The 19,662-nt window shown below is 44.9% G+C and carries 13 protein-coding genes; 9 read left to right on the top strand and 4 right to left on the bottom strand.

Annotated elements, in window-relative coordinates:
- The first annotated feature begins 246 nt into the window (after window positions 1-246).
- From NT010_07440 to NT010_07460, 5 genes are all read left to right on the top strand, one after another.
- Window positions 247-4,263, top strand: a complete 4,017-nt coding sequence (locus NT010_07440; GenBank protein ID MCX5805884.1) for a hypothetical protein — start codon at window positions 247-249, stop codon at window positions 4,261-4,263.
- A gap of 475 nt (window positions 4,264-4,738) precedes the next feature.
- Window positions 4,739-8,806 (top strand): hypothetical protein, encoded by a 4,068-nt coding sequence (locus NT010_07445; GenBank protein MCX5805885.1) that lies wholly within the window; start codon window positions 4,739-4,741, stop codon window positions 8,804-8,806.
- 385 nt (window positions 8,807-9,191) lie between these two features.
- Entirely contained in the window at window positions 9,192-9,884 is a 693-nt protein-coding gene (locus NT010_07450) for a choice-of-anchor E domain-containing protein (GenBank protein ID MCX5805886.1), read from the top strand.
- Between the two features lie 547 nt (window positions 9,885-10,431).
- On the top strand, window positions 10,432-11,169 hold the full coding sequence (locus tag NT010_07455; protein ID MCX5805887.1) for a VPLPA-CTERM sorting domain-containing protein: 738 nt from the start codon (window positions 10,432-10,434) through the stop codon (window positions 11,167-11,169).
- Window positions 11,170-11,624: 455 nt separating this feature from the next.
- Window positions 11,625-12,260, top strand: a complete 636-nt coding sequence (locus tag NT010_07460; GenBank protein ID MCX5805888.1) for a hypothetical protein — start codon at window positions 11,625-11,627, stop codon at window positions 12,258-12,260.
- Window positions 12,261-12,486: 226 nt separating this feature from the next.
- Here NT010_07460 and corA read toward each other — a convergent pair whose 3' ends face one another.
- The 3 genes from corA to NT010_07475 are packed head-to-tail and all read right to left on the bottom strand — an operon-like array spanning window position 12,487 to window position 14,623.
- Window positions 12,487-13,554, bottom strand: a complete 1,068-nt coding sequence (corA, locus tag NT010_07465) for a magnesium/cobalt transporter CorA (protein ID MCX5805889.1) — start codon at window positions 13,552-13,554, stop codon at window positions 12,487-12,489.
- Window positions 13,555-13,565: 11 nt separating this feature from the next.
- Window positions 13,566-14,300, bottom strand: coding sequence for a tRNA pseudouridine(38-40) synthase TruA (gene truA, locus NT010_07470; protein ID MCX5805890.1), 735 nt, complete (start codon window positions 14,298-14,300; stop codon window positions 13,566-13,568).
- Window positions 14,301-14,308: 8 nt separating this feature from the next.
- Window positions 14,309-14,623, bottom strand: coding sequence for a hypothetical protein (locus NT010_07475; protein MCX5805891.1), 315 nt, complete (start codon window positions 14,621-14,623; stop codon window positions 14,309-14,311).
- A 72-nt stretch (window positions 14,624-14,695) separates the two neighbouring features.
- Here NT010_07475 and gyrA point away from each other — a divergent pair, with 72 nt between their 5' ends.
- From gyrA to NT010_07495, 4 genes are all read left to right on the top strand, one after another.
- On the top strand, window positions 14,696-17,140 hold the full coding sequence (gene gyrA, locus NT010_07480; protein MCX5805892.1) for a DNA gyrase subunit A: 2,445 nt from the start codon (window positions 14,696-14,698) through the stop codon (window positions 17,138-17,140).
- 81 nt (window positions 17,141-17,221) lie between these two features.
- On the top strand, window positions 17,222-18,226 hold the full coding sequence (locus tag NT010_07485; GenBank protein ID MCX5805893.1) for an NAD(P)-dependent glycerol-3-phosphate dehydrogenase: 1,005 nt from the start codon (window positions 17,222-17,224) through the stop codon (window positions 18,224-18,226).
- A 10-nt stretch (window positions 18,227-18,236) separates the two neighbouring features.
- Entirely contained in the window at window positions 18,237-18,743 is a 507-nt protein-coding gene (locus NT010_07490) for a DUF6125 family protein (protein MCX5805894.1), read from the top strand.
- Window positions 18,744-19,183: 440 nt separating this feature from the next.
- Window positions 19,184-19,438: a hypothetical protein gene (locus NT010_07495; GenBank protein ID MCX5805895.1), complete on the top strand. Its 255-nt coding sequence runs from the start codon at window positions 19,184-19,186 to the stop codon at window positions 19,436-19,438.
- Window positions 19,439-19,445: 7 nt separating this feature from the next.
- On the opposite strand, the gene NT010_07500 is transcribed toward NT010_07495, so the two are convergent.
- Window positions 19,446-19,662, bottom strand: a 217-nt coding sequence (locus NT010_07500) for a hypothetical protein (protein ID MCX5805896.1), incomplete at its 5' end; no start/stop codon positions are given.

Below are 19,662 nucleotides of genomic sequence, written 5' to 3' on the forward strand. Positions count from 1 at the left end.
AAAGTGTCGTACATGTCTTACATACAGATACAAATTATTTGTGCTTTAATATTAATAAGATTGATAAAAGTGACATTGTCGGTGAGGGGAAACGGGAAGTTAAGGGGTTTTATCAAGTTTATGACAGGCTTGCTGTAAGGAGTGATGACGGAACAAAAAAGACATCAGTACCCGACTTTTCCTGCATCACAGAAACGCTTCTACAGATAAACACAAACATAAAAAACATACGGGAGTACAAAGACCATGATAAACCATGCGATGTCCAAATGGAATTGGATCAAGGTGATATTTCTCTTTCTTGCTATCACACTCACAGGTGCATTTGCGGAAGCAGCGGACAAGACCTGGAACGCCGGATCGGACTACTGGAATACCCCTGGATCTTGGAATCCTGGCCCACCGTACAGCGTGCCTGGAACGGACGATAATGCGTACGTTACCTATAACGGTGAACTTCATGGAACGGACAAATACTCCACCGTCTATTACGTAAACCCGAATCTGAACCCGACTGACCCGAACTCTCCCCCCTTGCTCAACAATCTTTACATTACATCCCGGAGCAACGGTGATATGTACCTATGGCAGGGGGCTTCTATTAATCCTGCCTACATGAACCACTCAATGAAGGCTACCAGCGAGTATGTCGGCTGGGGAGGCGACGGTACCGGAACTGCTATCTATAGCCATACGGGTGGTACCAATACAGTGACCAACCTCTATCTCGGGTACGATGCCGGCAGAAAGGGGACATATCAGCTCAGCCAGGATAGTACAAACCCATCCACGGGGACCCTGAACTCCTCCTACGTGTATGTCGGATACAACGGCACAGGCACTTTCAACCATTCCGCAGGGACGAGTGCGGTCAGTTTCCTCATTCTCGGCCTTTATGCAGGTTCCTCCGGTGAGTATAACCTGAGCGGTACAGGTCAGCTCTCAACACAGCTCCAGGCCATCGGCACTTTCGGCACCGGCACCTTCAACCAGTCCGGCGGCACGAATACGGTGAGCCGAAATCTTTATATCGGCGCTAACCCAGGTTCCTCCGGTGAGTATAACCTGAGCGGTACAGGTCAGCTCTCAGCAATAAACCAGTACATCGGATACAACGGCACCGGTACCTTCAACCAGTCCGGCGGCACGAATACGGTGACTGAGTTCTATCTCGGCTATTATTCGGGCAGCACCGGCACATTCACCCAGACAGGCGGAACCAATACGGTGGACTTGTTGTTAATGCTCGGCGCTTATGCAGGTTCCTCCGGCGAGTATAACCTGAGCGGTATAGGTCAGCTCTCAGCACAGCTCCAGGCCATCGGCGCTTCCGGCAACGGCACCTTCAACCAGTCCGGCGGCACGAATACGGTGAGCCAAGATCTTTATGTCGGCGGCGATGCAGGTTCCTCCGGTGAGTATAACCTGAGCGGTACAGGTCAGCTCTCAGCAATAAACCAGTACATCGGCTACAACAGTACCGGCACCTTCAACCAGTCCGGCGGAACCAACACGGCGACTGATCTCTATCTCGGCTATTTGTCCGGCAACACCGGCAACTATAACCTGAGCGGTACAGGGAGCTTAACCGCATCGGCCGAAATAATCGGCAGTTCCGGCACCGGCACCTTCATTCAATCCAGCGGAACAAATACAATAAGCAATAATTTAACTCTCGGCAAAGACGAAGGTTCCTCCGGTACTTACACCCTCTCAGGCGGGACACTCACTGTTAACGGGAATATTGTCAACGGAGGCGGCACAGGAGAACTCCGCATAGACGGCGGCACATTAAGTGTCAGCGGGTCCATTGATGTTGATACATTGCATGTAGGTTATAGCGCAGGCACAAACGTTTCTTTTACCCTTGCCAATACAAAAACCCTCACTGCCACATCCCAGTACGTCGGTTACTCCGGCACCGGCACATTCGAACAGACAGGGGGCACTAATACAATAAACGGCGGACTATATCTCGGCAATAACACAGGTTCATCCGGAACTTACAATCTGAGTAGTGGTCAGCTCTCAGCTTCAACCCAGTATATCGGCTGGGACGGCACAGGTAGCTTCAGCCAGACAGGCGGAACCAATACAGTGGGCTGGTTAACACTTGCCACCAATGCAGGCTCCTCAGGTACTTATGATCTGAGTAGTGGACAGCTCTCAGCACAATACCAGTACATCGGCAATTCCGGTACAGGTACCTTCAGCCAGTCAGGCGGTACTAATACAGTGAGCAATGCACTCTATCTCGGTTACAGCACAGGCTCATCCGGTACTTACACCTTAAGCGGTGCAGGCCAGCTCTCAGCTCCGATTGAAATAATCGGCCACTCCGGCGTCGGTACTTTCAACCAGACAGGCGGCACGAACACAGTGAGCTATGCACTCTATCTCGGCACTCTATCAGGCGGAAACGGTACATATAACTTAAGCGGTACAGGTCAGCTCTCAGCATCGAACCAGTACATCGGATACAGCAGCACCGGTACCTTCAACCAGTCAGGCGGTACAAATACGGTCGCCAATACACTTACAATTGCTGCAACTGCCGGATCAGCAGGCACCTATAACCTTTCAGGCGGCTCACTCACGGCAGGCACCATTCAGCTCAATCCAGGCGGTACCTTCAACCAGACAGGCGGCGCTCTTTCCTTTACGACCTTCAACCAGTCCGGCGGAACCATTAAGAATGTATTTGAAAACAACGGTACCTTCAACTATAACGGCGGTATCTTTGAAGAACGTCTGATCAATAACGGAACAGCCAACTTCAATGCCGACTTTACAGCAGGCAACGGTATGGTATGGACCCCAAGCCAGGTCCTTACGATCTCAACCGGCAGGACAATCACCTTAAACGGCGAGGGACTGGATAACCAGGGATTTATAGCACTTGCCGGAGGTACTCTCTCAGGTTCAGGTACACTCATTAACAATGCTTACCTCTCAGGTCACGGTACTATAAACGGCTCAGGCGGTTTTATTAATAACAGCACCGCCGCCATTTCCGGCGGCAGCCTCATACTCTCCAACACCGGTGTTAATGATAACAGGGGAACAATTAACCTAAACGGCAATAACCTCGTTCTTCAGGATTCAACGCTTGTGAATAACGGTATGATTAATGTCAGTTCCGCCATTACAGGCACCGGTACTCTCAATAACAGCGGCGGCGCCATCATCAAAGGCAAGGGTAGCATTAATACTGATATTGCCAACACCGGCACAATCTCTGCTGTCGGAGGAAGTCTTGCCCTGAATGGTAGTGTTGCCAACACCGGCACAATCTCTGCCATTGGAGGAAGTCTTGCCCTGAATGGTAGCGTTGCCAACACCGTTACAGGTAGGCTGGAGGCACGCAGCGGCAGCACATTAAAGGTAACGAACGGACTGGCAGTAAATGCCGGAACTATCAGTCTTGTCGGAGGAACATTCGATAACAACGGGCAGTTCCTTAACAACAGCGGTCAAATCACAGGCAACGGTAACTTGAAAACAGGCGGCATAATGAACACCGGCACAATGACTTTCTGGGGAGCAGGAGCAACCACAGTGGAAGGAAATGTGACGAACAAAAATATGGTCAGTGTTTCCGATAAGCCTGTTACATTTGCCGGAGACTTTGTTAATACAGGCACCTTCAAGGTCACCGATACAACTGTTTCATTTGTTGGTACCTTCACCAATACCGGTGCTTATATAAGTGATCCTGCACATAACTACATTGATACTTTAATTGTAGGTTCCACCGGTTATTTAAAAGGCGGTACAGGAGATGAATTCTATCTGTACAAGGACTTCATAAACAACAGTACTCAGAATATCCTGTGGGATACGGGTAATGCACTTCTTGACTTTACAGCAGGCGCACACAACTTCTCCCTTGCAGGTGCCGATCTCGGTGCGAAGATGACAGGTTATGCAAATAACTTTGCATGGGGAACGCTTTCCATTGAAGGTTCCCTATTTCTCTCAGACGGTAATGGAATAGACGGAGGAGCACTGTATGTTAATACAATACTCAGTGCCGTAATATCAGATAACCATGTAAGCAATATTACCGGTAACGGTTTTAACATCTACTACCTTGCTTCAGCTTCAGGTAATGAATATTTGAAAGGATTAACCTATGAACTTGCCGATGGAGGACATCTTATTGCAGTAACAAATAATCCTGTTCCAATCCCGCCGAGCTTATGGCTTCTCGGGACCGGTCTAACAGGACTCATCGGTATGAGAAGAAGGTTCATGGGGTAAGGAAGAACATATACTTAAATACAACAGTCGTAGCCGGACGGAAAAGTATTGGCTGCTTTTCAGTATTTAAAGTTTTCATTTTTAGGCCATGTTTCAATGAAAAAAACTGAAAGATGGCCTTTTTCATAATAAAACATAAAGAGCATTTCTTTAATTTATTCTCACCTCAATTAAGCTGTTTTTCTATTATTACAGATTTTCCTACATATATTAATGATAATATCCTACACAAAGTGTCGTATATGTCTTACATACAGATACAAATTATTTGTGCTTTAATATTAATAAGATTGATAAAACTGACATCGTCGGTGAGGGAAAAGGGGAAGTTAAAGGGTTTTATCAAGTTTATGACAGGCTTGCTGTAAGGAGTGATGACGGAACAAAAAAGACATCAGTGCCCGACTGTTCCTGCATCACAGAAGCTATTCTATAAATAAACAGAAACATAAAAACATGCGGGGGTAGAAAGACCATGATGAACCATACGATGTCCAAATGGTACTGGATCAAGACGATACTTCTCTTTCTTGTTATCACACTCACAGGTGCATTTGCGGAAGCAGCGGACAAGACCTGGATCGCCGGATCCAGCTACTGGAGTGTCCCTGCATTTTGGAGTCCTGCCGGCGTACCTGGAGAGAGCGATAACGTGATCCTTACCTACAACGGGGAACTCCATGGTACGGAAAAATACTCCACTGTCTATTATGTGAATCCTAATCCGAACCCGACTAACCCGAACTCTCCTCCATTGCTCAATTTCCTTATTATCACCTCCAGGGATAGCGGCGATATGAGCCTCTGGCAGGGAGCTTCCAATAATCCTGCCTATATGAACCATTCAATTAGGGCTGCCAGTGAATATATCGGCTGGGGAGGCGACGGTACCGGCACTGCTATCTATAAACATACAGGCGGAACCAATACTGTAGCCAATCTCTACATCGGGTCCGCTGCCGAAAGAAAGGGGATGTACGAACTCAGCAAGGATAGCGCAAACCCATCCACAGGAACTCTGAACTCCAGCAGCGTATATGTCGGATTCAGCGGAACAGGCACGTTCAACCATTCCGCAGGAGTACACACGAGCGACTACTTATATCTCGGCTTTTCTGCTGGCTCTTCCGGTACTTACAACCTCAGCGATACAGGCCATCTTTCAGCACCAAACCAGTACATCGGATACTCCGGCGCCGGTACCTTCAACCAGACAGGCGGCTGGAACACGGTGAGCAATGGACTCTATCTAGGCTATAATTCAGGCTTCTCCGGTACTTACAACTTAAGCGGCACAGGTGAGCTCTTATCACAAACCCAAATCATCGGCTACAGAGGCACCGGAACGTTCAATCAGAGAGGCGGGACGAATACTGTGAGCAGTCAACTCCATCTCGGCTCCTATGCAGCCTCATTCGGCACATATAACCTCAGCGGCACAGGTGAGCTCTTATCGCCAATCCAGTACATCGGCTACAATGGTACCGGCACATTCAACCAGTACGGTGGAACCAATACTATCACCAACAGCCTCTACCTCGGCACTTATGAAGGTTCATCCGGCATATATAACTTAAGAGTCACAGGTCAGCTCTCAGCACCAGACCAATACATCGGCTACTATGGCATCGGAGCGTTCAATCAGACAGGCGGTACGAATAAGGTGTATAATAATCTCCATCTTGGCGATAATTCAGGCTCCGGTACTTATACTCTCTCCGGCGGGACACTTACAGTCAAAGGGAACATTGTGAATGGAGACGGCGCCGGTGAACTCCGCATAGACGGCGGTACATTGAACGTCAGCGGCTCCATTGATGTTGATGTGCTTTATATGGGTTACAGCACCGGTACAAACGGTTCTTTTACCCTTGCCAATACAAAAACCCTCACCGCGACATCTCAGTACGTCGGTTACTCAGGCACCGGTACCTTCGACCAGACAGGCGGCACAAATACAGTAAGCACCTCGCTCGCACTCGGTACTAATGCATATTCCTCCGGTACTTATAATCTGAGTGGAGGTCAGCTTTCAGCGCCATACCAATACATCGGCCATTCCGGCAACGGTACCTTCAATCAGACAGGCGGAACGAACTCAGTGGGCAACACGCTCAGTATTGGAATTGCTGGACAAGGCACATATAACTTAAGCGGCACAGGCGAACTCTTTGCACCAACACAAATCATCGGTTACATCGGTACCGGTACATTTGAACAGACAGGCGGTACAAACACAATAAGCAGTTCCCTCTATGTAGGTTCTGCATCAGGCGGACAGGGCACATATAACTTAAGCGGCACAGGTCAGCTTTCAGCGCCAATCCAATACATCGGCTACAGCAGTACCGGCACCTTCAACCAGTCCGGCGGAACAAATACGGTAAGCAATAATTTATATCTCGGCTATAGCTCAGGCTCCTCCGGCACTTACTCCCTCTCCGGCGGGACACTCAACGTCAGCGGGAGCATTATAAATGGAAGCGGTGCCGGTGAACTTCGCATAGACGGCGGCACATTGAACGTCAGCGGCTCCATTGATGTTGATACATTGCATGTAGGTTATGGTATTGGCACAAACGGTTCTTTTACTCTTGCCAATACAAAAACCCTCACCGCGACATCTCAGTACGTCGGTTACTCAGGCACCGGTACCTTCGACCAGACAGGCGGTACGAATACTGTGAGCAGTGAACTCTATCTTGGCTACAATGCAGGCTCCTCAGGTACTTACGCCCTCAGCGGCACCGGTCAGCTCTCAGCTTCAAACCAGTACATCGGCTACTTCGGTACCGGCACCTTCAACCAGACAGGCGGTACGAACACAGTGGGCTACTGGCTAACACTCGCCGGCAACAAAGGTTCCATTGGTGAATACAACCTGAATGCCGGTCAGCTTTCAGCGCCAACCCAGTACATCGGCTACAACGGTACCGGTACCTTTAACCAGTACGGTGGAACAAACATAGCAAGCAATATCCTTGATCTCGGCTATAGCAAAGATTCCTCGGGTACCTATACCCTCAGCGGCACAGGTCAGCTCTCAGCACCAATCCAGGTAATCGGCCATTCCGGTACCGGTACCTTCAATCAGACAGGCGGTGAAAACATAGTTGGCAGCGCCCTTTATGTCGGTTCTGTATCGGGCGGACAAGGCAAATATAACCTCAGCGACACCGGTCAGCTCTCAGCGCCAACCCAGTATATCGGTTACTACGGTACCGGAACCTTCAACCAGTCCGGCGGCACGAACACAGTGAGCGGCTCACTCTATCTCGGCTACAGCGCTGGCTCCTCCGGCACTTACGCCCTCTCCGGCGGTGAATTCTCAGCAAAATACCAGTACATCGGCTACAACGGTATTGGAAACTTTAATCAATCAGGCAGTACAAACTCGGTAACCAATCTCAACATCGGTTACGGGGCCGGCAGCACCGGCACTTATACAATGAGCGATACCGGAGACGGCCCTATTCTTTCAACATCGCGCATGTACATAGGTCATTCCGGCACCGGTATGTTTAATCAGACCGGCGGCGTTGCAGGCGCCGATTATATCTATGTCGGTTACGGGAGTTCAGGTAAAGGTACTATCACACTAAACGACAGCGGACTCGGCGCAAGCCTTACTGCAAAAAATGCATATGTGGGCTTTAAGGGCGATGGCGTGGTCAATCAGGCAGGCGGTACTTTCAGGACAGACAACCTGATCATTAAACCGGAAGGCGGAAAAAGCGGTATATACAACCTCTCCGGCGGTACCTTAAAGGCGCTGAATCTTGTCAATAACGATACCTTCAATTACTCCGGTGGCAACCTGGAGGCAAACATCACCAACAACAGCGCAGGCACCTTTAATTTCACCGGCAGCGGCGTGCGCACAGTCATGGGCAACATGACGAACTATGGTACCGTTAAGATCACAGAAACGGCAGTACGTTTCATCGGCACCTATACGGAACATGGACACTACTCGGCTGATCCTTCCCACAACTACTTTGATCAGGACCTCATTATAGGCGAGACCGGTTATCTTACAGGGGGGCAAAAGGACTTCTACTATCTCAACAGGGACTTTATCAACAACAGTCTTAAGACAGCATTCTGGGATACGCGCCTCTCATCCATGACCTTATCAGGTGGTATATCGCACAGCTTCTTCCTTGCAGGCAACGACCTGGGGGCAAGCCTCATGGGATATAATAATAACTTTGCCTGGGGCAGCCTCGATATTACCGGGGAAATCATTAACCTTGTTGACGGCAACACAGCTACATTGGGCGGTGCCCAGTACGTGGAATCCATCATCGGTGCACTGATCTCAAACAGCACGATCACGAATATATACGGCAACGGCATGGACATGTACTACCTCGCGAAGGCTGAGGGCAACGAATACTTAAATGGCGAGATATATGCATTTGCACAAGGAGGTCAATTGATCCCCATCAGCAGTAACCCTGTCCCTGTTCCGCCTTCGCTTCTCCTTCTTGCTCCGGGACTTCTTGGTCTTGCAGGCTTGAGAAAAAGATTCATCAAATAAAAGCACTCAATGAAATTCACGAGGCAGGGTCAATTCGGCCCTGCCTTTTTTTGTCCGTCTGATCTTCCCCTTTCTACAATTATACGAACAGCCTCAACCTTAAATCCCCGGTCGAACTTTCTTTTTCTCTCTGCCATACACATCTCCTGTTTTATTGTAATGCCCAGGCCTTTCGATGTGTCCATTATTTTGGGGGAAGATCAAGATTACATTAACCTGTTGACATTATCCTACACGCAATGTATAACTTATCCTACATACAATTATATAACATTGTAATACGTTATGTATCAATTTGATAAATAAGGATAGAGATAAAAGGAAAAGGAAGTTCTAAAATGGGAAGGTTTGAGAGGTAACTAAAGAACATCAGGAGGGCATGAAAATGAAAAGAATGGTTTTTGTAGTTATAGAGATTATGCTTGCTGTAATGGCGTTTCCTGGAATAGGAAGGACAGCGTTATGGACAGAAACATTCACTTCGGGTGTGGTTCGAACAAATCAAATCAACACAATCATTAACGTCAATCAGTTTGATTCATCCTTGGGGACGCTTAACAGCGCGACCTTTATTCTGGAAGGATATCTGAACGGATCATACTACTTTTTAAATACCACAGGCAACAGTACAGGGTATTGGGCTCAGACGGGAGATGTGCGAATTTCGTACAGTACCATGAACCTCTATGCCCAGAACAGCAGCCCCGACCCGTTCCCCAAAACAGACGAAGAATGGGACTATTGGTTCCGCCATAAAACTAACCCTGTCACGCTGACCATTAATGTGCCCGCCATCGGCCCGACTATCTCTATTTCCAAGTCAGAGACATACACGTTTACAGAGGCCAGCATACTGAATACATTTGAAGGCATCGGCCAAATTCCCTTTGTCTTTAATGCTACCTCAAACGTGGGTCTGGGTTGCCCTGGTAATGGTCAATGTGGGACGAGTACTTTTACTTCCGGAAATATTACAGTAACATATGACTATACTGCAGTCCCTATCCCACCGACAGTATGGCTGCTCGGTTCCAGTTTGGTAGGGCTTGCAGGATTTAGAAAAAGGGTTAATAGTTAACTATCCGTGAATTATTCTTAAGGCAGGGTCAAATGACCCTGCCTTTTTTTATTCGTCGGACCTTCCCCCTTCTACAATTAGCCGAAGAGCCTCAACTTTAAATTCCCTGTCGAACTCTCTTTTTCCCCCTGCAATACACACCTCCTGGTTTATTTTAATACCCAGGCTTTTCGATGTGTCTATTATCTTGGGGGTTGGGGAAAGATCACAAGTAAAAATCTAAAGAGTGCAATATATCCTTCCATAAGTATTACAATAATTGCCGTATTTAACCTACACAAATTGTCGTAAATATCCTACATACAATAAGTTATAATTGTTATACGTTGTCAAATAATTATGATAACGCTAAACAACCGTAACAGTGGGACGCAAGATACTGGTTTTGCATTATTCCTGAATCATCAGTCCGACAGCCACCACAAGATTAAATACCGCCTGACGGGCAGGCACCACTTGAAAACGTTTGTGATATTACACTGGTATTATCAAAAGTTTCGTAAAAACGTATTGTGATATGTCATGAGATAAAAGCGGAGGTTTGTAAATGAAGAAATTTGTTTTTTTTAAGTTATTCGCAGCATTAGTTGTTTCCATCATTCTAATGGCCCCGACTCTGGCCATGAGCGCACCCATTGTCTACAATCTGCAAAGCGATTGGAGCAAAACAGATAATCCCAATGGAGCTTGGACCGAATGGAAGGGCTCGACGATTCTTCCCCACCAAAAGGGCACGGGAGACCCCTTTTCTAACGGATTTGATTTCTTTGCAATGGGGAATTCCAGGGGCAACTTTCTGCCGGCATGGTGGAAAGACACTGACGGCAACGTCTACACTCACAGTTGGGACAGCAGCAATGGCGGATCGTACGGTAAGTCGATCCTCACCTGGACAGCCCCTCAAGCAGGAACCATCAGCCTTTCCGGGAGCATCTGGTATGCCCAACCCGGCCTGGACAGGAGCAATGATTTTTACCTCTATATCGGAGACACCCTCCTTGCTTCAGGGACGATCAGCGAGGCAAACCATAACGGCAAGGCAAATGCCTTGGCTTTCCTTGATGCCCTTTATCCCGGCCAGACCCTCACTGACCTGACGGTCGGGGCAGATGACGTTGTGAAACTGCTTATCGTCCAGTCCAGCGGTCAAACATATGGCACCGTGTCAGGCGTAGAGTTGACTATCGCGGAAACAGCCGCACCAGTTCCACTTCCTTCCGCGTTGCTTCTTTTTGCTCCCGGTCTTGCCGGACTTGCAGTAATAAGGAGAAGATTTAAAAAGTAATCATAAACGATCAATCATCAAGGCAGGGTCAATTCGGCCCTGCCTTTTTTGTCCGTCTGATCTTCCTTCTTCTGCTATTATAAGAACGGTCTCAACCTCAAATTTCCCTGTCGAACTTTCTTCTTCCCTCTGCTATACACACCTCCTGATGTATTATAATACCCAGGCCTTTCGGTGTGTCTATTATTTTGGAGGAAGATCAGTATATTCATGAGTCTTGAAAGTCCTCAAAAGTGAAAAGGCAAAGGTAGTAACTCCCGCTCCATATTACAATAAATTGTCGTATTTAACCTACTCAAATTGTAGTACATATCCTACATACAATAAATTATAATTGTTATACGATGTTAAATAATTATAGAAAAAGCCGAACCACTGGTGACGGGAGCCGGAAAGTAACGGGTCTTAAATAGACAGCCGGTTTGTATGACAATTAAAATCATAGGAGGTTAGGTATGAAGAAGTTGATTTTAATAGCAGTGATGATATTGGGAATAGCGACGCTGGCACAGGCAGCTATAACTAGCACCACTTTTGACAAAAATCTCGAAGGTTGGAGCGCGATCGAAGACGGTGTCATTTCATACTCTGAAGCAGGAGGCAGTGGCGGTGGCGGGGGATTTGCACAGATGCAAGACCTTGCTTATGGGTCGTGGGCCACGTATGCCGCACCGGCAAGTTTTCTTGGTAACAGGCTATCGGACTTTAATGGCAGCATTAGCTTTGATGTGAAGAGAATAGATGGTAATGGCACAGGTTACGCACCAACAGTTGATCTTATCAGCGGCAGCACTACCCTTACCCATGTATTTACCCAGTTTCCGACCCAAGCGTGGAATACGTACACAGTTTCGCTCGTCGGCTCCGAATGGGGAGTTACCGACGAAGCACTCAAAAATGTACTGACCTCCCTCAATGGTTTTCATATTCGGGGTGAGTATCGTGATGGCCCTGAATATAACGGTCTTGACAATGTGATGTTTGGAAAGGCTGCGCCAGTTCCTCTTCCCTCGGCTCTATATCTTCTTGCCCCAGGTCTCCTTGGACTTGCAGGTATTAAAAGAAAAGTATCTGGGATAACAATCAACTAATAATCATCAAGGCAGGGCCAAATAGCCCTGCCTTTTTTTGTTCGTCTGATCTTCCCCCTTCTGCTATTATTCCAATTCTAAATCAAGGATGCAATGAAGTATCCTGCGTGCAGCTTGCGGGGCAATCAAGGCGGCAAGGGAACACCCGCAGGCGGGTACCCACGAATAATGTAAAGGACGTAGATGACGAAGCCAACGATGATAGCGCTTTGAGTTGGAAGTGGAATTATAGCCACTTCTTTTTCCTGAAATATTTCAGCATAAAAACTGCAATCACTACCATAAGAAAAAGCACAGCGGGATAACCCCATTTGGATTCAAGCTCCGGCATAAACTTAAAATTCATGCCGTATAAACCGACTATAAACGTTAACGGTATAAAAATAGTAGCGATCATGGTCAATACTTTCATAATTTCATTTGTCTTATTGCTTATGCTTGAAAGGTAAATGTCAAGCATTCCGGAAAGCATTTCCCTGAAAGTCTCTACCGAATCAATAACCTGAATCGTATGGTCATAGACATCTCTAAAATAAAGGCGTGTTGACTTTTGTATAAGCGCAGACTCTCCTCTCTCAAGAGAACCAATCAACTCCCTTAACGGCCATACAGATCTCCGTAAAAATATCATTTCACTCTTTAACTTGTGAAGAAAACTCAATGTTTCTGGGTTGGTGTTTCTAATTAATTCTTCTTCCAGGCTGTCTATGGTTTCTCCAAGTTGCTCAAGAACAATAAAATAATTATCAATAGTTACATCTATCAGGGAATATAGAAGGTAGTCAGGCCCCAGTTTTCTGATGCGCCCCTTGTTGTTTCTTATTCGGTCCCGAATACACTCAAAAACACCCCCTTCCTTTTCCTGAAATGAAATGACATAATTGTGACCCAGAACTAAGCTGATCTGTTCAGTTTTTATTTCTCTCTGAGCATCATCATTGAAGATCATCTTTAAAACAATAAAAACATAACTATCGTAATCTTCCATTTTAGGACGCTGGTCGGTATTCAAAATATCTTCAAGCAAAAGAGGGTGTAAATTAAAGCATTGACCTGTTTTTTCGATGACCCCCACATCATGAATGCCTTCTATGTTTATCCAGGTAACTGTGGGTTTGTCCTTAAAGGAAGAACATTCCTCAATATTGCTAATTTCCGTTTCCTTAAATTGCATTTCATCATAGTCAATAAGCGTAATCCTGGTATTTTCTATTTTCTGCTCCCCGATATGAATAAGCGTCCCGGGAAGTAAACCTGTTTTTTTAGACCTTTTTTTTGTATTTTTCAAATTTATCACTCCCCTCTTCAGTACTTTATCCTTCTCAGGAACAGCCCCTTAGCCGGTGCCGTTGGGCCTGCATTCTCACGGTCATTAGATTCAAGAATCGCCTTGAAATCATTTTCAGTAAGTTTCCCTGATCCGACAAGTACAAGTGTTCCGACAATATTTCTCACCATATAACGTAAAAAACCGGTGCCTTCTATTACTATATATATAATATCTCCCCGTCTTTTTACGCCAGCCTGTAAAACTTCGCGTACCGGGCTTTGATATAACATATCCTTTTTTTTAAAAGCAGAAAAATCGTGAGATCCTTTAATCCGCTTGATTGTGCGTTGCATTGACAGCACATTGAGTGCATACGGTATATGCCAAACATAACGCGTGTAAAAAGGAGAGTTGAATGATGAGTTTAAAATAGAATATATATAAATTTTGCTCTTTGCTGAATACCGTGAGTGAAAATCATCGTCTGCTACATTTGCACCCTTTATCCGTATATCAGGGGGCAACAGACTGTTTAAGCCTCTGGTAAGCCCCTTAAGCTCTATAGTGCTGTTGGTAAAAAAATTTACTATCTGCCCGTACGCATGAACTCCACTGTCCGTTCTTGCTCCTGCAAAAAGTTTAATGTGATGGTTGACGATTTTTTCGATTCTTTCCTGCAGGGTTTGTTGTATTGTTATCAAATCAGGCTGGCATTGCCATCCATGGTAGTTTGTCCCATCATAGGAAACAACAAGAGATATATTTCGCATTTGTTACTTCATCGTGGTTTCTTCTTAACACCCTGTTCAACTTTTATAGCTTCTTTTGGTTTTTCAGCCTCTTTTGTTTCAGGCTTCAATTTACCCTCTTCTTTGCTTTCATAATTTATACTTTCATCAAGTTTTTTATAAAGTTTCTCCAATTCTTTTTTTAGTCCTATGTTTTCGGCCTTTAAAAAATTATTCTCCTCTTTCAAGAGTCTTATTTCTTCCTGCAAGCCTTTAACCTCTTTACCACAAGAAAAGCATCCCATAATAATCAGAGAAAAAATCACAAAAACCATTAGAATTTTCATAACATTATTTTCTACCAATGCGTTCCCATTTGTCAACAGGTTAATGTTTATGTTAAAGTAATAAAAACCATGATAATGGAGGCTTCTTAAATGCACACATCTGTAATAAATATCCCAATTGAAGAGGAAATGAAAAGGTCTTACCTTGACTATGCCATGAGCACAATAATAGGAAGGGCATTGCCGGATATCAGAGACGGCTTAAAACCGGTTCATAGAAGAATTTTGTTTGCGATGTACGACTTGAACAACATGCACGACAAACCATATAAAAAATCTGCAAGGGTTGTCGGCGACGTCATCGGTAAATATCACCCGCATGGAGATCAGTCGGTATACGATGCAATTACAAGGATGGTACAGGATTTCTCCCTCAGATATCCCTTAATAGACGGTCAGGGCAATTTCGGCTCCATAGACGGGGATGCCCCGGCTGCAATGAGGTATACCGAAGTCAGACTTACAAGGATGGCAGAAGAGATCCTGAAGGATATTGAAAAGGAAACAGTATCTTTTCAATCAAACTATGATGAATCTCTTGTTGAACCCATGGTAATGCCGTCAAAAATTCCGAATCTTTTAGTTAACGGTTCCTCCGGCATTGCAGTAGGTATGGCAACAAATATACCTCCCCACAACCTTACGGAAATCATCAACGGCATAATATCATATATTGATAATCCAAATATTACGATTGATGAACTTTTAACGCTTATACCCGGGCCTGATTTTCCCACGCATGCAATTATTTACGGCAGACAGGGAATACGGGAAGCCTACGAAACAGGAAGAGGGCACATCATGCTGCGCGCGCGAGCCTTAATAGAAAAGAAAAGGGAGAATAAAGAGGCAATAGTCATCACGGAAATACCATATCAGGTCAACAAGGCACGCCTTATTGAAAATATCGTTGAATTGATAAACACAAAACGGATTGAGGGCATATCAAACATAAAAGATGAGTCAAACAGGGAAGGCATGAGGATTGTTATGGAGCTGAAAAGAGGTGAGATGGGTGAGCCCATTTTGAATCAACTCTATAAGCATACTCAGCTTCAAACAACCTTTGGTATTATTTTTCTTGCAATTGTGAATAATGAACCTAAAACTCTCACCCTGTTCCAGTTGATAGAAGAGTTCGTAAAATTCAGAAAAGATATTGTAACGAAAAGATCTACCTTTGAGTTGAATAAGGCCTTGGACCGGCTCCATATACTTGAAGGGTTAAAAATTGCACTTGACCATATAGATGAAGTAATAATCCTAATTAAAAAAGCAAAAACAGTGCCGGAAGCGCGGGCTTCACTTATAGAACGTTTTATATTTTCTGAAAAACAGGCTACAAGCATCCTGGAGATGCGCTTGCAGCGCCTTACATCCCTTGAGAGAACAAAGATTCTTGATGACTTTAACAGCACCTCTGAAGAAATAACAAAATTGCAACAGATTCTCGGTGATGAAGGGCTTCTCATGAAAGTAATAAAAAAAGAGCTTATCGAGATAAAAGAAAAATACGGCGACGGCAGATTGACGGAGATAGTCGATCAACTGCCTGATATTACCAGAGAAGACATGATTAAAGAGGAAGAGGTCGTTGTAACTATTACATACCGCGGCTGGACGAAGAGAACCCCTTTGGACCAGTACAAACACCAGGCAAGGGGCGGCAAAGGAAAGATAGGCATAATAGTAAAGGAAGAGGATTTTGTAAACCATCTGTATGTAGCATCTACGCACTCCTATATAATATTTTTTACAAACTCCGGAAAGGCGCACATTGTAAAAGTCCATACCATACCGGAAGCCCCGATGTCATCAAAGGGAAAACCGATTATTAACCTCGTCAACATTGATAAAAACGAAAGGATAACGGCTGTAGCACATGTAAAAGATTTTTCAGAGAACAAATATCTTTTCCTGGTCACAAAAAAAGGGCAGGTAAAGAAGATAAGTCTTGACTCTCTGAAGCATTTAAGGGCTCCAGGCATACGCGTAATAAGCCTCCCGGAAGATGACAGTCTCATAGGAGTACTCGAAACTGAAGGAGAAAACGAAATTGAGATCGCTACAAAAAAAGGCAAATCAATAAGGTTTGAAGAAAAAGAGATACGATCAATGGGCAGGATTGCCTACGGCATACGAGGCATAAGACTGGCAAGAAATGACGAGGTGGTTTCCGTAGAAATTGTCAACCAGGATTGCAATGTTTTTACGGTAACGGAAAAGGGTTATGGAAAACGAGCACCATGCAGCGAATACAGAGTACAGGCAAGGGGCGGCAAGGGCATAATAAACGTAAGATGCGGTGTAAAAAACGGTGAAGTTGTATGCTTAAGGCAGGTAAGTGAAAACGATGAAGTGCTACTTACAACTGATACCGGAAGGACAATAAGATTCAAAATTCAGGATATTCCTGTCCAGAAGAGAGGCGGTCTTGGAGTAAAACTTATGGATTTAAGGGATGCTGAAAAAATAGTAGGAGCTGTGGTTACGACGGCAATGGCTGAAATCGCAGCAATTACAATCGAGGAATAAAAGTAATTCTGTATTACGGGTTTTAGATTTGGAAAAACCATGGATGTAAGGCATTTATAAGTTAAGTAAATAATAATGAATATGAAAAAGAAACAGATCGGAGTAATCGGCGCCGGTGCATGGGGAACTGCCTTTTCCATGCACCTTGTAAGAAAAGGCTACAGAGTCCTTTTGTGGGTTTTTGAAAAGGATCTTTATGAAATACTTAGAAGAGAGAGAATAAACAGTTACTATCTGGAAGGTTTTCCATTACCTGAACAGATTGGCTTTACCGATAACCTGTCCGAACTTGCAGATTATTCAGATGATATTATTATTGCAACACCTTCTTTTGCTTTAAAGGAGACCATCGAAAAGGTATCCCGCCCTCTTTTGAATAAAAATATTTTGCTCCTCACAAAAGGATTTGAAACAGAATCACTGCTGCGCATGAGCGAGGTGGTAGAAAAATGCCTCGGCAATAAAAATACCCGCATCGCAGTTCTTTCAGGCCCATCCTTTGCAAAAGAGGTCGCTCAGGGAGCATTCACTTCTGTTGTGGTGGCATCAAAACACAGCGAGCTTGCCTCATATTTTCAAAAACATATGCATGATGATAATTTCCGTATATACACAAGTGAAGACATTGTCGGTGTAGAGTTGGGCGGCGCAATGAAGAATGTAATGGCCATAGGCGCCGGCATTATAGAAGGTTTGGCCCTCGGTACTAATACCCAGGCAGCATTCATAACACGTGCCCTTGCAGAAATCAAAAGGCTCGGCAGGGCCATTGGTGCAAAAGAAACTACTTTTATGGGTCTTTCCGGCATAGGCGATCTGATACTCACATCTTATGGACAGCTTAGCAGAAACAGAATGTTCGGGGTAGAACTCTCAAAAGGAAAAAAACCGGAAGAAATTATAAAATCACAGAAAACTGTTGTTGAGGGATATTACACAATTAAGGCCGCATATAGATTCTCGAAAACACGAAATATAGAAATGCCTATCACCGAGGCGCTGTATAAAGTAGTCTTTGAAGGGAAAAACCTTCTAACATCCATCAATGACATCAAAAGCAGGGCGTTTAAAGAAGAAGATGCTTGAGGGGGATCATATGGACTTAAAAGATATCGACAAAATGGAAGCTCCTGAGCTGAGAAACTATATTGAGTTTCTTCTCTGGCATTACAGGGTTGTCGATGCATTCTGGTTTCTATATGTGGCAGAAGATTTCGATCAACCGACAGCGGAACGGCTCAATGAAAAGGTCTGGGGGCGTGTACCACAAATGGCAGCAAAGGACCTGGTAAAGCGTTTTAACATTAAGGAAAAAGGGCTGAAAGGCTTTGTAAAAGCCCTAAGACTTTTTACATGGAAAATCATTGTAGGATATGAAATTGAAGAAAAGGACAATGAAGTGATCATAACCGTACCCCACTGCCCCACACAGGAAGCGCGTCTAAATCGCGGCATCGGAGAATACGTATGTAAGGAAATGCATAAAGCTGAATTTACGGCCTTTGCCCACGAGATTGACCCTGACATCAAGGTCGAGTGCATCTTTGCCCCTCCCGACCCTCATCCGGACGATACATTCTGCAAATGGAGATTTACAATTTAAGGTTCATCCGGTTCTTCCACACTTGAAAAAAGCCCCTCTGCCTGAACTTAATGCTGCGTGGTTCTTGTATGGACACAGATTCTTCCCGTAATGCGAGCTACACGGCTTTTGCCTTGGATGAAACACTGCCTCCAGTGCTATCGATGATACAGTGTTACAAATGGGAATTTTTAATTCTTTTGTGAAATTCATGTGTCTCCTGTCTATAGGCTAAGCAATTGCTGCATGCAACATAACATCGGTATATTGATGATATAATGCAAATTCCTCTGGCGTTATCATCTTTCTGAAATAGATGGTATCTATTTGAATTTATGAATATTATCAGTCTATACTCGTTCAACATAATTATTGACATAGCTAACAGCAAATACTAATATTTCAGAAATTACTGCTCGCAGTAGATTAATAGTCGGACATATAATCGCAAGGAGGTTTGCGTGAAAGGCACCATCATCGCAATCAATGAACGGCGAGGTATGGTTGGAGTTCAGACAGAAAATGACGATTTTTCAGTCTTTGAACTTCTTGGTGGTGATTCAATTGAAGTTGGGGACGAAGTGTCGTGGAAAGATGACACCTCTCTTGGTTCGACCACCCTAACAAACATTACCGATGGTTCTTGCTTTGAAGTTTTTTTCCAAAACCACTGGGTTCCAAAGAATCAATTGAGGCAGCAACTAATGATGGAATGAGGGGAGACTACGAAGGATATATGGCAAACTTGATTGAGTTTCTCCAGCAGGTAGCAGAAACAGGTGAGATTGTTACCGTCGCATTGACCCCTGATGTCAATAGTGGACACCAATCATATTCATGCTGCCTTCCTTCCTGCATAAAATTGCCGTTCATAAACAACGGGGGATAAATATCCAAGCCTTTTCTGCCGACGTTGCCGATTATAAAAGACCTCAATGTA

Source organism: Pseudomonadota bacterium (assembly GCA_026388275.1).
Classification (GTDB): domain Bacteria; phylum Desulfobacterota; class Syntrophorhabdia; order Syntrophorhabdales; family Syntrophorhabdaceae; genus JAPLKB01.

Bases quoted from the DNA above. Each gene is read 5' to 3' on its own strand.
- NT010_07490 (MCX5805894.1), top strand. From the start codon at position 18,237: ATGGACTTAAAAGATATCGACAAAATGGAAGCTCCTGAGCTGAGAAAC.
- NT010_07455 (MCX5805887.1), top strand. From the start codon at position 10,432: ATGAAGAAATTTGTTTTTTTTAAGTTATTCGCAGCATTAGTTGTTTCC.
- NT010_07450 (MCX5805886.1), top strand. From the start codon at position 9,192: ATGAAAAGAATGGTTTTTGTAGTTATAGAGATTATGCTTGCTGTAATG.
- NT010_07445 (MCX5805885.1), top strand. From the start codon at position 4,739: ATGATGAACCATACGATGTCCAAATGGTACTGGATCAAGACGATACTT.
- NT010_07460 (MCX5805888.1), top strand. From the start codon at position 11,625: ATGAAGAAGTTGATTTTAATAGCAGTGATGATATTGGGAATAGCGACG.
- gyrA (MCX5805892.1), top strand. From the start codon at position 14,696: ATGCACACATCTGTAATAAATATCCCAATTGAAGAGGAAATGAAAAGG.
- NT010_07485 (MCX5805893.1), top strand. From the start codon at position 17,222: ATGAAAAAGAAACAGATCGGAGTAATCGGCGCCGGTGCATGGGGAACT.
- NT010_07440 (MCX5805884.1), top strand. From the start codon at position 247: ATGATAAACCATGCGATGTCCAAATGGAATTGGATCAAGGTGATATTT.
- truA (MCX5805890.1), bottom strand. From the start codon at position 14,300: ATGCGAAATATATCTCTTGTTGTTTCCTATGATGGGACAAACTACCAT.